The 12,686-nt window shown below is 65.8% G+C and carries 13 protein-coding genes; 5 read left to right on the top strand and 8 right to left on the bottom strand.

From position 1 onward, the window contains the following. Positions 1 to 6 precede the first annotated feature (6 nt). From V7Q81_RS02830 to V7Q81_RS02815, 4 genes are all read left to right on the top strand, one after another. A complete protein-coding gene (locus V7Q81_RS02830; protein WP_333840178.1) occupies positions 7 to 1,233 on the top strand; it encodes a PEGA domain-containing protein in 1,227 nt (408 codons plus the stop codon). A 12-nt stretch (positions 1,234 to 1,245) separates the two neighbouring features. Beyond that, a complete protein-coding gene (locus V7Q81_RS02825) occupies positions 1,246 to 1,650 on the top strand; it encodes a TssQ family T6SS-associated lipoprotein (protein ID WP_333840176.1) in 405 nt (134 codons plus the stop codon). A gap of 10 nt (positions 1,651 to 1,660) precedes the next feature. Continuing rightward, positions 1,661 to 2,962 (top strand): serine/threonine-protein kinase, encoded by a 1,302-nt coding sequence (locus V7Q81_RS02820; protein ID WP_333840175.1) that lies wholly within the window; start codon positions 1,661 to 1,663, stop codon positions 2,960 to 2,962. Between the two features lie 221 nt (positions 2,963 to 3,183). Next, complete coding sequence (locus tag V7Q81_RS02815) at positions 3,184 to 4,149, top strand: DUF481 domain-containing protein (RefSeq protein ID WP_333840173.1); 966 nt, start codon at positions 3,184 to 3,186, stop codon at positions 4,147 to 4,149. A 4-nt stretch (positions 4,150 to 4,153) separates the two neighbouring features. On the opposite strand, the gene V7Q81_RS02810 is transcribed toward V7Q81_RS02815, so the two are convergent. The 7 genes from V7Q81_RS02810 to hyfB are packed head-to-tail and all read right to left on the bottom strand — an operon-like array spanning position 4,154 to position 11,681. After that, positions 4,154 to 4,441 carry a hypothetical protein gene (locus tag V7Q81_RS02810; RefSeq protein WP_333840172.1) on the bottom strand — a complete coding sequence of 96 codons (288 nt, stop codon included), beginning with the start codon at positions 4,439 to 4,441 and terminating at the stop codon, positions 4,154 to 4,156. Then, entirely contained in the window at positions 4,438 to 4,989 is a 552-nt protein-coding gene (locus tag V7Q81_RS02805) for an NADH-quinone oxidoreductase subunit B family protein (RefSeq protein ID WP_333840171.1), read from the bottom strand. Before V7Q81_RS02805 ends, V7Q81_RS02810 begins: the two co-directional genes overlap by 4 nt. A gap of 24 nt (positions 4,990 to 5,013) precedes the next feature. Beyond that, complete coding sequence (locus V7Q81_RS02800; protein WP_333840169.1) at positions 5,014 to 6,555, bottom strand: hydrogenase large subunit; 1,542 nt, start codon at positions 6,553 to 6,555, stop codon at positions 5,014 to 5,016. A gap of 16 nt (positions 6,556 to 6,571) precedes the next feature. Next, on the bottom strand, positions 6,572 to 8,032 hold the full coding sequence (locus V7Q81_RS02795; RefSeq protein WP_333840167.1) for a hydrogenase 4 subunit F: 1,461 nt from the start codon (positions 8,030 to 8,032) through the stop codon (positions 6,572 to 6,574). A 3-nt stretch (positions 8,033 to 8,035) separates the two neighbouring features. After that, positions 8,036 to 8,695, bottom strand: coding sequence for a formate hydrogenlyase (locus V7Q81_RS02790; RefSeq protein WP_333840165.1), 660 nt, complete (start codon positions 8,693 to 8,695; stop codon positions 8,036 to 8,038). 5 nt (positions 8,696 to 8,700) lie between these two features. Then, positions 8,701 to 9,663, bottom strand: a complete 963-nt coding sequence (locus V7Q81_RS02785; protein ID WP_333840163.1) for a respiratory chain complex I subunit 1 family protein — start codon at positions 9,661 to 9,663, stop codon at positions 8,701 to 8,703. Beyond that, on the bottom strand, positions 9,663 to 11,681 hold the full coding sequence (gene hyfB / locus V7Q81_RS02780) for a hydrogenase 4 subunit B (RefSeq protein ID WP_333840161.1): 2,019 nt from the start codon (positions 11,679 to 11,681) through the stop codon (positions 9,663 to 9,665). Before hyfB ends, V7Q81_RS02785 begins: the two co-directional genes overlap by 1 nt. A 135-nt stretch (positions 11,682 to 11,816) precedes the next feature. Here hyfB and V7Q81_RS02775 point away from each other — a divergent pair, with 135 nt between their 5' ends. After that, a complete protein-coding gene (locus V7Q81_RS02775; protein WP_333840159.1) occupies positions 11,817 to 12,020 on the top strand; it encodes a ribbon-helix-helix protein, CopG family in 204 nt (67 codons plus the stop codon). A gap of 91 nt (positions 12,021 to 12,111) precedes the next feature. Here V7Q81_RS02775 and V7Q81_RS02770 read toward each other — a convergent pair whose 3' ends face one another. After that, a complete protein-coding gene (locus tag V7Q81_RS02770) occupies positions 12,112 to 12,558 on the bottom strand; it encodes a DsrE family protein (RefSeq protein ID WP_333840204.1) in 447 nt (148 codons plus the stop codon). Positions 12,559 to 12,686: the final 128 nt, after the last annotated feature.

The raw sequence follows: 12,686 nt of genomic DNA, 5'->3' as shown, positions 1-12,686 counted from the left end.
CACCGAGTGCAGGCATCCGCGAGCCGTACCTTCATCTGCAGCGTCCTATTCCTGGAGATCCCGAGCTACGCCCAGAAAGCAGTCGCGGAGCAGGTGAGCCTCAAGGAACGGTTCAACGCCCTGCTCGGGCAGGCGCTGAAGGCCGTGCCGGCGCAGGACCGCATCGTCCTCGAGACCGGAGGCGGTGCCGCGGTGAGCTTCTTCGGCAATCCCGAGGACGCTCTGACGGTGGCGGTAGCGCTTCGGGCACTACTCCAACTCTCCGATCCGGCCGGCGGTTCCGTCCTGGAGGTGCGCTGTGGCATCAACCTGGGCCCGGTCAAGCTGGTGAAGGACGTGAACGGTCAGCCCAACATCGTCGGCGACGGCCTCAACGTGGCCCAGCGGATCATGGCCTTCGCCGAGGCTGGACAGGTGCTGGTCTCGCGCGCCTATTACGAGGTGTTGTGCCGCTTATCCGAGGACCACGCCCGGGGTTTCGACTACCTGGGCTCCCGCACTGATGCCCACGTGCGGGCCCACGAAGTGTATGCGCTGCGCCCGCCCGGGGCCGAAAACGAAGACGCGCCCACCGTCAAGCGGGTGACACTGAAGGCCCCCGAGGAGCCTGCCACGCCTTCTGCCTCGGAGCAGCGCACTCATCCTTTGGGCCGGTGGGCGCTTCTGGGCGCGCCCCTCGCAGGGACAGCCGTGCTCCTTATCCTGCTGGTGCTCCGAGAAGGTCCGCCCGCCCCATCAGGCAACGTCCTCCCCGTTCCATCGCCTCCCAAGACGGGGGCGGACCTCTCCGCCGCTCCCGTATCCGAGCCCGTCCCCGCGCCAAGCCCGCCACCGCGCCCTGCCAGGGAGCGTCCGGTCGAAGCGCTGCGCCTGGGCGAGCCGGTCCCAGTGTCGCCCGAAGGGGCATCGAAGGCACCAGCCGCTCCGACGGCGCCCGCGCCAGAAGCCCAGCGCAAGCAGGCGGCACCTGCGCCCGCTGCCTCCTCACCGGCCCCATCGCCAGGCGGGGCACCGGCCGCGCCCCTCAGCGCTCGCCTGGAGTTCGCCATCGCCCCCTGGGGGGAAATCTACGTGGATGGAAAGCTCGCCGGAGTGAGCCCTCCCCTGCAGAAGCTGGATGTGACCCCCGGCACCCACACCATCGAAGTGCGAAATTCGGACCTACCCCCCCACCGGCAGACGGTCCACGTGGAATCTGGCGAGCGGGTTAAAATCAAGCACAAGTTCCGCTGACCAGGGAGGGCCATGAAGAGCGCAGGAGGATGGGTTTGGGTGGCGCTGGGTGCGCTCGCCCTCGGGGGCTGCGAAACCCAGCCCGTGAAGGAGGTCCAGCGGGAGGTCCAGGTCCTGTGGCGCGGCCCGGGCGAGCCGGATTTGTCCGCCGGCATTCAGCACTACGAGAACGGAAACCACGCCGAAGCCTACCGCAGATTTCAGGCAAGCCTCGCCAAGGGGCTTCACTGGAAAAGCGACCAGGTCCAGGCCTATAAATACCTCGCCTTCATCGATTGCGCCTCCGGCCGGGAACGGGCCTGCCGGGATAATTTCGTACGCGCCCTGACCCTTGATCCCGACCTGGAATTGACCCCCTCCGAGGCGGGACATCCCATCTGGGGCCCGGTCTTCCGCAGCGTCAAGGCCGGTCGCTGAGGAAGGCTCCGTGGAGCTCCGGCAACTCGGTCGCTACGAGATCCTGGGCGAGCTTGGCAAGGGCGCCATGGGGATCGTCTACCGGGCCGTCGATCCGGTCCTGCAGCGCACCGTTGCCATCAAGACCATCCCCGTGTACCTGGACCCATCCGAACAGGCGGAGTACGAGGCCCGCTTTTACCACGAGGCCAAGGCGGCCGGACGGCTGAGCCATCCCAACATCGTCACCATCTACGACGTGGGCAAGAGCGGCGACACCACCTACATGGCCATGGAGCTGCTGGAGGGCCAGGACCTCAGGAGCTTGCTCGCGGCGAAGAAGCCCTTACCCGTTGCCCAAGCCCTGGACATCGCCGCCCAGGTGGCCGACGGGCTCGCCTACGCCCATGAGCACGAAGTGGTACATCGGGACGTGAAGCCGGCCAACCTCATGATCACCCGCTCGGGGCTGGTGAAGATCATGGATTTCGGCATCGCCCGTATGCGCGCCTCCGAGATCCGCACCCAGACCGGCGTGTTGCTGGGCTCCCCGAGCTACCTCTCTCCCGAGCAGGTGCTGGGCAAGCGAGCCGATCACCGCTCCGACATCTTCAGCCTAGGCATCGTGCTCTACGAGATGCTGACCGGAGAGCGCCCGTTCACCGGGGCCGAGATCACCGCCATCATGTACCAGATCGTCCACTTAAGCCCCCGCGCCCCCAGCGTGCTCAATGCGCAAGTGCCCGAGATCCTGAACTTCGTCGTGGCCAAGGCGCTCGCCAAGTCGCCCGAGGCCCGGTACCAGGACGCCCGGGAATTCGCCGCCGACCTGCGCGAATGCCGCAAGCACGTGGAATCCCAGGTCCAACCCAGGATTTCCATCGATCCCCGGACGTTCCCCCAGCATTCGACCCACCGGCTGGCCGATGGCGGCACCGGCGCCATCGTGGGCGGCGACTTCCCGGCAAGCCGCAAGATGGACGCCCTGCCCGAGCCGGCCGCGCCGCCCGAGACCCCGGTGGCGCTGGGCATCTCCACCCACTTCGACTCCTTCGAGGCCACCCTACGCCTGGTGACGGCCACGGGCACTACGGAGCAGTTCGACGAGTACATTAAGACCCAGAAGATCGCCCGCGCGAGCACGCCCACCACCGGATCCGCGCCGCCGTCCAGGCCGAGTTCGCCTCCCGCGGAAAGGGCCTCCGGCAAGCGCGCGGCACCGGCTCAGGCCGCGCAGGCCCGGCGGAAAAGCTCGCCTGCGCGGGAGGCCTTGGTCGTGGGCCTCGCCATCGCCATCGCCCTGGTGGTCGCCCTGGTCATCGTCCTTTCCTGAACTTTCCCCGCGTTTTGCTACCCCATTTTCATTGAGCGCCCTCCAGGTCATTAAAGGGCGCCCGCGCAGGGCTCGGGATCCGGTCCCGGGCTGATCGCAGCTCATCCCACCCCACACAACCACAAGGAGGAATATGCATTCTTGGGCAAATTGCGCATCCGTTTGTTTTTTGGCTTGCACCTGCCAAGTCGCGTTCATTCCGGCGCGCGGACGAGGTTTGGATGAAAAACGGAGACCGGCTCACCGGTGCCCTGCTCTACAAGGCGGACGATATCCTGGTGCTGCGCACCGGGTATGCCGGGGATATTCGGCTCCAGTGGTCCCAGGTGGAGCGCCTTTCCACCGACCGGCCGGTGGGGCCCCTGCTCAGCGACGAGACCTACCTCAAGGCGCGGCTTGACGCCGCGGATCCATCCCGCATCGCCCTCGAGGAGAAGGATGCCCCGCGCGCCCGGGACGTGCCCCTGGAGCGCATCGCCTACATCAACCCCTCCCCCGAGCAGTCGGGACGGGGCGCGAGCTTCAGTGGGCGCGTGCAGCTGGCCGCCGCCCAGACGAAATGCAATACGGACACGGAGCGGCTTAACGGGGAAGCCGAGATGGCGCTGCGGGCCAAGCACTCCCGTTACCTCCTGGGCGGCGAGGCCAACCGGGAGAAAGACGATGGCCGCAGCGCCGCGTCCAACTGGCGTGGCCACACCAGCTTTGACTGGTTGTTCCGCCCGCGCCAGTTCCTGTCCGCCCGCGCCACCTTGGAGCACGACGAATTCAAGGATCTGGAGCTGCGCTCCACCTTGGGCGGCGGCTACGGCTACCAGGTGCTCGAGACCGAGACCACCCGTTTGTCGCTCCAGGGCGGCCCGGATTACGTGAACGTGGAGCGCATCGCCGCGGAAGACGAAAGCTACCCGGCGGCGGGCTGGCTCGTGCGCCTCGAACACGAGCCCTGGGGCGGCCCCATGACCCTGTTCCACGCGCAGGATGGGAACGCGAGCCTGGAAGAGGTCGGCGCCCTCGTGGTGCGCACCAACAAGACCGGCCTACGCTGGCCGCTGGCGGGCGGCTTGAACGCCACTGCCCCAGCTCAATCTGGACTGGGAAAGCGATCCCGCCCCGGGGCGCAGCCGCACGGATCAGGCGTTGCTGCTAGGGCTGGGTTACGAGGGGTAGGGCACACCCGCAACTAAGCGATCAACACCGGGTGAGGCTGTCCCCACGCACGCAGGGCACGCTCATCCAGTAGTGGATCGGGCCTTTCGGCGACGGCGGATATTCCCCGTAGCGCATGACCCAGGTGGCACCGGACTCCTTGTCCATGCGTACCAACGTGTCTCTGCCCTCGGCGTCCTTGATGAGCATCAGCTCGTAGCGTCCCAGGGCCTGAGCCTGTCGCGGCGTCTTCGTCTCGGCCGAAACGGCGCCGGCCGCGAGCGCGGCCAATGCCGCGGCGAGGGTCAAAACCGTCCTTGGGGTTCTCAAGTCTGCTCCTCCCTTCTTGCTTGGAAAGCGCCTTGGGGCATGGGACGGCCAAGCGCCGTCACCAGGCCCTGGAGCAGCGCTACCGGCGTGGGTGGGCAGCCGGGCACCGCCACGTCCACCGGGATCACGTTGGCGACCCGTCCGCAGCTCGCGTAGCTTTCGCCGAAGAGGCCGCCGGTGCAGCCACAGTCCCCCACCGCCACGACCCGCTTTGGCTCGGACATGGCCTCATACGTACGCTGGAGGGCCTGCTCCATGTGTTTCGATACCGGACCGGTCACCAGCAGCAGGTCCGCATGCCGCGGGCTCGCCACGAAGCGGATACCCAGTCCTTCCAGCAGGTAATATGGGCTGTTGAGAGCGTGAATCTCCAGCTCACAGCCGTTGCAGGAGCCCGCGTCCACGTGGCGGATGGCCAGTGAGCGGCCTACGACCTCCCAAGCCGCCTCCGAGAGCGCTTGGCGGGCCAGCCAGAGACGCTCGTCCGGCTCCGGCGGAGGCTCGGTAAGGAGGCCTGTCGCGGCGATCTTTTTCAGTATCCGATACATGGCTCACCCCGTCGCTGCGGAGGTTCAAAGGTCATGCCCGCTGTAGCTCAAGTTGAAGCTTTTGTTGATCAGGGGGAAATCGGGAACGATGTTACCCAACACCGCATGCTCCAGCACCGGCCAGTTCTGCCACGAGGGATCGTGGGGATGGCAACGATGGATGCGGCCCTCCTCACCCAGGTGCAGGACCACCAGCACTTCCCCGCGCCAACCCTCCACCCAGCCCGCACCGAAGGCACCCGCCTGGAGGGAATCGAGGCGCACCCGCACCGGTCCACCGGGCACGTTTTCCAGCCATTGGCGCACCAGCCGCAGGGACTCCCGCACTTCGTCGAAACGCACCGTCACCCGCGCGGCGACGTCGCCGTTGCGGTGGGTTGCCATCTGCACCTCTACACGATCATAGGGCGGCACGGGAAAGCGTACCCGCAGATCCCAGGCCAACCCGCTCGCGCGGGCGGCGAAGCCCGTGAGACCCAGCTGTTCGGCCAAGGTAGGGGGCACCCGTCCGCAGGCGATGTAGCGGTCCTGTATCCCTGGGTGCTCGTCGTAGATCGACCGCAGGCTTTCCACCTCCGCCTCGAGCCGCTCGCACAGGGCTAGGAGCTTTCCCGGGCCTTTGAGGGGCAGGTCGCGGGCGACTCCGCCCGGGACCACCATGTCCATGAGATAACGATGGCCGAAAAGCTCGGCGTTTAGGCGCAGCAAGTCTTCCTTGAGCCGCCAGAATTGGGAGAAACCGAAGGCGAACGCCACATCGTTGCCCAGATATCCCAGGTCGCCCAGGTGATTGGCGATGCGCTCCAGCTCCAGCGCGAGCCCCCGCAGCCAAGCCGCGCGAGCCGGGACTTCCACCCGGGCGGCGCATTCTACCGCCATGGCATAGGCCCAGCCATAGGCGACGGTGGCGTCCCCCGATACCCGGGCGGCAAGCCGTGCACCTTCCTCCACGCTCTTGCCCTCGAACAGCTTTTCGATCGCCTTGTGCTTGTAGCCGAGCCGCTCTTCCAGCTTGAGGATCTTCTCGCCCACCACGGAGAAGCGGAAGTGGCCCGGCTCAATGGTGCCGGCGTGCACCGGTCCCACCGGAATCTCGTGTACCCCGTCCCCCTCTACCCGCACGAAAGGATAGTCGTCGGGTTGGGTGGCATACCGGGTGTGGAGCGCAAAGTCCTTGCGCAGGGGGTATGCCCCCTCGGGCCAGGCGCCATGTCTCAGCCAGGGACGCCGGTCTGAGGCGCCATCCGCAGCGATCCCCAGCAAGTCGTGCACTGCCCGCTGCATGCGGCCGGCCGCGGGAAAGATGCGCGACACGTCCGGGTAGCGGGGTGGCGTCTGTGTCAGGGGCAGGCTGAGAACCAGCAGGCCGTCGGGGATGAGCAGAGCCGCATGCACCGCGAAGCCGCCCGAGCACGCCCGCTCGTCCGATCCCCACAGGGCGAGCAGGCGCCCGCCCGCAGCGCGGGTGCGCTTCATGGCTTCGCCCCACTGCCCCTCGTCCACCTGGGCATGCCAGCCCGGGTAGGGGGCCGGGAGAGGCAAAGCGTTCAAGTCGGCGAAGGGCATCTCTTCCGACGCTCCGTCATCCTGGGCCGCCGATCATGGCTGCCGCTTCCCTATACCAGGCAGCCAGAAAAGGCGGAATGTACAGCCCCAGCATCAATACCAGGGCGAGGTGCACAAACACCGGCACGATCGCCGGCGGGTGGGGAAGCCGCTGGGCCGTGGTCTCGCCGAACACCATAGGTTGCACCCGGCCGAAGATCGAGGCGAAGGCGATTCCCAGTCCCATCAACAGGAAGGGCGTCGCCCAGGGATGCTCCCGCATGGCGGTGGTGAGGATCAGAAACTCGCTCGCGAACACGCCGAAGGGGGGAAGGCCCACGATGGCGAGGCTACCGATCGCCAAGCCCCAGCCCACGGTGGGGCTCACCTGCAAGAGCCCCCGGATCTGGTCCATGGTTTGCGTGCCCGCCTTCTGCGCCGCATGGCCGACAGCGAAGAAAATGGCGGACTTGGTAAGGGAATGCACGCTCATGTGCAGCAGCCCCGCGAAGTTGGCGACTGGCCCGCCCATGCCAAAGGCGAAAGTCATGAGGCCCATGTGCTCGATGGAGGAATAAGCGAATAGGCGCTTGATGTCTTTCTGGCGCGACAGGAAAACAGCCGCCACCACCACCGACAGCAGCCCGAAGCCCATCATGAGAGCGCCGGCGAAACCGTCCCCGAGCGCCCCGTCCACCAGCACCTTGCAGCGCACGACGGCATACAGGGCCACGTTGAGCAGCAGCCCCGAGAGGACGGCGGAGATGGGCGTGGGACCCTCCGCGTGGGCGTCTGGCAGCCAATTATGCACCGGCACCAGGCCCACCTTGGTGCCGTAGCCCACCAGCAGAAACACGAAGGCCAGCGAGAGCACGGTGGGCTCGAACCCTGCCTTCATGGCATCGAGATGGGTCCACAGAAGGGTTGCCTCTCCCTGCCCACCGATCACCCGCTCCGCGGCGAAATAGAGGAGCACGGTGCCGAACAGCGCCTGGGCGATGCCCACGCCGCACAGGATGAAATACTTCCACGCCGCCTCCAGGCTCGCCGGCGTGCGATAGAGAGACACGAGCAGCACAGTGGTGAGGGTCGCTGCCTCCATCGCTACCCACAGAATGCCCATGTTGTTCGCCAGCAGCGCCAGCAACATGGTGAAAGTGAAGAGCTGGTACATGGCGTGGTAGAGCCGCAGCCGCCCGGGGTTGAGCTTGCCGTGGCTCTCCTCCACCCGCATGTAGGGTCGGCTGAAAAGGGAAGTGGTGAAGGCGACGAAGGCGGTGAGTACCACCAGGAACACGTTGAAGGGATCGACGAAGAGCTCGTCCTGCCAGGCGAACCGAGGGCCGCTTTCCAGCACCCGCAAGGCGAGGATGAGGCAGGCGGCAAAAGTCGCCAGGCTGGCGGTGGCGTTCGCCTCCGCCGCCCAGGGGCGATGGCCCACCAGCGCCAGCAGCAGGCCAGCAGCCAGGGGAATGACGAGCACGGCGAGGATCTCCATCTTTCAGCGCTCCCGCAGCCGCTCCATGTGCCGCAGATCCAGGCTGTCGAAGGTCTCCCGGATCTGGAAGAAGAAGATGCCGAGGATCAGCACCGCCACCAGGATATCAAGGCCGATGCCCAGCTCCACCACCATGGGCATGCCGTAGGTGGCGCTGGTGGCGGCAAAGAACAGGCCATTTTCCATGGCGAGGAAGCCGATCACCTGGGGTACCGCTTTGCGCCGGGTGATCATCATCAAAAAAGCGAGCAGCACGCATGCCAGGGCGATGCCAAGGGTGCCCCGGGTGATAGTACCGGCGAGCTGGGCGATGGGCACCGCCAAGTTGAAGGCGAAGACGACCAGCGCGATGCCCACCAGCATAGTGGTGGGGATGTTGATCAAGGTCTCCACGTCCCACTGGACGTTGAGCCGGTGGATCAGCCGATGCAGGATCCACGGCAGCAACAGCACCTTAAGGGCGAGAGTGATGAGCGCCGACCAGTAAAGATGCGCTTGTCCCGTGGACACCGCCACCACCAGGGTGCTCAAGGCGAGCACCGCCCCCTGCGTGGCGAATAGGTGGATCAACGACAGGATCCGCCGCTGGGATAGCATGGCGAAGGCGATCAGCAGGAGCAGTGCCGCCAGCAGGTGAATGAGTTGCGTGGCAAGCGACGGCATGGGCTTCAGGCTCCGAGCAGCAGGAAGGTGAGCATACCCAGCACCGCCAGCAGAAAAGCGGTCCCCAGGTATTCGGGAACGCGAAACACCCGCATCTTGGCCGACACGGTTTCGATCAGGGCAAGGCCGAATCCCGCCAGGGCAAGCTTCGCCACCAGCGCCACCAGCGCCACCGGTACCAGGAGCCAGTGACCGGCGGGTGCAATGCCCCACGGCACGAAGAGCGCGATGCCGATGGTGGTATAGGCCATGAGCTTCAGGGAAGCAGCCCATTCGATCATCGCCAAGTGCCGCGCTGAGTACTCGAGCACCATGGCCTCATGGATCATGGTGAGCTCCAGGTGGGTGGCCGGGTTGTCCACGGGAATGCGGGCGTTCTCCGCGAGTAGCACCATGATGAAGGCAACCGCAGCGAAGGCAAGGCTCGGATAGAGGGCAAACTCCCGGTGCGCCAGCGTCTCCACGATGGTGGTGAGCCCGGTCGACTGGGAGATGAGGGAAGCGGTGAAAAAAACCATGAGGAGCGCCGGCTCGGCCAGGAACGAGACCAGCATTTCTCGGCGCGCCCCGAGACTGCCGAAGGGCGTGCCAGTGTCCATGGCGGCGAGGGCCAGGAACACGCGGGCGAGGGCGAACACGCCCACCAGCGCGATCACGTCCGCTGCCGGCGCAAACGGAAGATCGGTCGCCAGGATCGGCACGATGGCCAAGGCGAGCAGCATGCAGCCGAACACCACGTAGGGCGCCGAGCGGAACAGAGGAGAGGCGTCGGCAGCGATGACCGCGTCCTTGTGGAACAGTTTGACGATGGTGCGGTAGGGCTGGACTAAGGGGGGTGCCTTGCGGTTTTGCAACCACGCCCGCCATTGGTTGACCCACCCTAAGTACAGAGGCCCGAGGGCAACCGCTACCGCAAGCTGCATCACCTGGGAAGCAAGGGCGCTCAGCGTGTCGAGCCAGCTCGTCATCAGCGCACGAACAGCAGCAAGAGGAGCAACGTCCCGAAGCTGTAGAGAAGGTAAATATGGATGCGCCCGTGCTGCAGCACGCCGATCCAAGCCGACAGGCGCTCCACCGCTCGGGCGACCGGCACATACAGCCAGTACCACAACCGGTCCTCGACCTTCAGGTAATACACCGGACGCTCATCGAAACCCGTGGGAAGATGGCGCTCGGTGCGAAAAAACGCTTCGAAGATCTGGCGGATCGGCTGGCCGAAGCCCTCGGCGGTGTCCTGCATGCGGGCGTTGAGCCCAGGGAAGCCGCAGCCCCAGGGGGCCGTCCGGCGCAGCCGCCCGTGATAGAAGCGCTTGACCAGGAACACCGTGAGCAGCACGGCGAGGAGAATGACCAGCAGGAACAGGAGCGGGGCGTAGCTCGCCCGCTCTGGGGCAACGGGAGTGAGAAACCACCAGCCGCCGCCTGCCGCGCTCGGCACCAGGCTCGCCGGGACCAGGATCTCGACGGCGGGGCTCAAGGCGACAATGGCCACCGTCGGAAAGACGCCGAGCAGCACGCACGGCAGGGCCAACCAGGCGAGCCCGGCCAGCTCCCACGGGCCCACGTCGTGGGCCTCCTTGAGCTTCTCCTCCCGCGGTTGGCCGAGGAAAATGACGCCGTAGAACTTCACCATCACGTAGCCGCCGAGGGCCGCCGACAGGACCAGCGCCGCGGCTGCCAAGGGGATCAGCATGACAAGATAGGTGTTGGGAAGCCCTGGAGAGAAGAGAAAAGCCTGCAGCAGGAGCCATTCGGAAACGAACCCGTTCAAAGGGGGCAGGGAGGCGATGGCCAGCACCCCCACCAGGGCGAAGCCTGCAAGCCACGGCATGCGGTGGATGAGCCCGCCCAGCTTGCCCAGGTTGCGGCTGCCGGTGGCGTGCAGGACGTGGCCGGTGGCAAGGAACAACAAGCTCTTGAAAAACGCGTGGTTCAGGCAGTGATAGAGGGCGGCAGTCAAGGCCAGCGCGGCGAGCAGGCTCAGCCCATAACCATGGAACACCAGCGATAGGCCCACGCCCGTGACGATGGCCCCCATGTTTTCGATGGACGAGTAGGCGAGCAACCGCTTCATATCGGTCTGCACCGCGGCGAACAGCACGCCATAGAGCATGGTCAGCAGTCCGAGGGCGAGGGCAATCACTCCCCACCACCAGAGCTTTATCCCGAGTAGGTCGTAGCAGACGCGCAGCAGCGCGTAAATGGCGGTCTTGAGCATCACCCCGCTCATCATGGCCGAGACCGGCGAGGGCGCCGCCGGATGGGCCTCGGGCAGCCATACGTGCAGCGGCACGACACCCGCCTTGGCGCCGAAACCGGCGAGGGCCAGCAGGAACGCCACGGAGGCCCAGAAAGGAGAAAGGGTGGAGCCGCGCATGGCCGCAAAGGTGTAATCGCCGCCGCCGCCCTGCAGCACGCCGAAGGCGAGCAGGATGGCGATCGCGCCCACGTGGGCAATCAACAAATAGAGGAAACCGGCGCGGCGAATCTCGGCCATGCGGTGCTGGGAGATCACCAGGAAGTAGGACGCGAGGGCCATCGTCTCCCAGGCCACCATGAAGAGGTAGGCATCGTCGGCCAGGATCACGAGCGCCATGCCGGCAAGGAACACGTGGTAGTAGAGGCACAACAGCCCGGGGGCGGTGCCCGCGCCGCTGCGGAAGTAACCGGCAGAGAAGAGGGAAATGCCCGCGGCGGCAGCGCCCACCAGCAAAAGAAAGAAAGAGGACAATGGGTCCTGCCGCACGTGGAATAGCAAGTCGGGCAAACCCAAGGGCAGCACCAGCCGGGCAGCGGGGGCATGCATCGTGCTCAAGCCCACGGCGAACAGCAACAAGCCCCCCACGGCGCCCAGGGGAAACAGGACGTGCCCGACGAAGCGCACGTTGTGGGGGCGCAGCAAGCCGAGCAGGCCGATGGCAATCCACCCCGCCACGACCGCCAATGAGGCTTCCAGCGCGTGCGGCGCTTCGGCCTCAGCGAACATCGGGAGCACCTTGAATCTTCAAGTGATTCCAGCTTTCCGTCCGGAAGTGGCGCCAGTATCGGCCGTTTCCGGCTTGACATATGTTAATCTTATTATCATGCTACGCATCATGAATGTAAATATGATCCGTAGCCAATGCCAACCGAAGAGCGGACGGCTCGGCTGACCGTGCTCATCGATCCGCGCAAAAAGGCGGTCTTCGAACGCCTGTGCGCCCAGGAAGACCAGACGCCTTCCCAGGTCGTGCGGCGTCTGATTCGGGAGTACATCGAGCAGCGCCTCGGGCGGCCCTGGAAACCCGGTGAGACCGTAGAGGAGACGCTCCGGGACTTACCCTGAGCGCCCCCCGCGCCAACCGATCCGCCGGGCACCGAAGCGCGCAAAAAAGAAAGGCGGCTTGCGCCGCCTGTGCGCGGAAACGAGCGCCGCGCTAGGGCTTCAAGTACACGAAGCCGTATTTCGCTTGCAGCAACCCGATCTCGGCCACCCCGGAGGGCACGATGTCGGCCTCCGGAATCACCTTACTCTTGTCGATCTTACGCGCGACCAGGGTGTTGTTGCACACCTTGAACTCCACGCCCCGCTCCTTAAGGGTTTGCACCGTGACCTGGTAGGGGTTCTTGTTCTTGTCCTCCGCCCCTTCCAGCAGGAAATCGATGCCCTTGCCGTGGGTCACCACCACGATCTTGGACTTGGGATCGGCGTCCAGATGATTGCGCACGTTGCGCAGGGCCGCCATCGCATTTTCGCTGTCGTTGATGTGGTAGACCACCTTCTGACTGTAGTCCCCCTCGTAGCCTCCAGCCTTCGCTGGGACCACGCCCAGCAGGGGAGTGGCCGCCAGAGCGGCCAACAATGCGCGCTTGCTCTTGATCATGTTCCATGCCTCCTCGTCTCGTTTTCCATCGGCGTCGGCCAGGGGCTCGCCGGCAGCCCGGGCTTCATTCCTGCCGCTGGCCAGCGCTCCAGCCGTCCCCAAAAATACCCGGCACGCCGCGGTTTTAT

This window comes from Pelomicrobium sp., assembly GCF_036803785.1.
GTDB lineage: Bacteria > Pseudomonadota > Gammaproteobacteria > Burkholderiales > UBA6910 > Pelomicrobium.
Note: the sequence above shows the minus strand (reverse complement) of the source record. Positions and strands in the feature narration are given on the sequence as shown.

Excerpts from the sequence above, each read along its gene's own strand:
- V7Q81_RS02825 (WP_333840176.1), top strand. The coding sequence starts at position 1,246 with ATGAAGAGCGCAGGAGGATGGGTTTGGGTGGCGCTGGGTGCGCTCGCC.
- V7Q81_RS02815 (WP_333840173.1), top strand. The coding sequence starts at position 3,184 with ATGAAAAACGGAGACCGGCTCACCGGTGCCCTGCTCTACAAGGCGGAC.
- V7Q81_RS02805 (WP_333840171.1), bottom strand. The coding sequence starts at position 4,989 with ATGTATCGGATACTGAAAAAGATCGCCGCGACAGGCCTCCTTACCGAG.
- V7Q81_RS02800 (WP_333840169.1), bottom strand. The coding sequence starts at position 6,555 with ATGCCCTTCGCCGACTTGAACGCTTTGCCTCTCCCGGCCCCCTACCCG.
- V7Q81_RS02795 (WP_333840167.1), bottom strand. The coding sequence starts at position 8,032 with ATGGAGATCCTCGCCGTGCTCGTCATTCCCCTGGCTGCTGGCCTGCTG.
- V7Q81_RS02790 (WP_333840165.1), bottom strand. The coding sequence starts at position 8,695 with ATGCCGTCGCTTGCCACGCAACTCATTCACCTGCTGGCGGCACTGCTC.
- V7Q81_RS02785 (WP_333840163.1), bottom strand. The coding sequence starts at position 9,663 with ATGACGAGCTGGCTCGACACGCTGAGCGCCCTTGCTTCCCAGGTGATG.
- hyfB (WP_333840161.1), bottom strand. The coding sequence starts at position 11,681 with ATGTTCGCTGAGGCCGAAGCGCCGCACGCGCTGGAAGCCTCATTGGCG.
- V7Q81_RS02775 (WP_333840159.1), top strand. The coding sequence starts at position 11,817 with ATGCCAACCGAAGAGCGGACGGCTCGGCTGACCGTGCTCATCGATCCG.
- V7Q81_RS02770 (WP_333840204.1), bottom strand. The coding sequence starts at position 12,558 with ATGATCAAGAGCAAGCGCGCATTGTTGGCCGCTCTGGCGGCCACTCCC.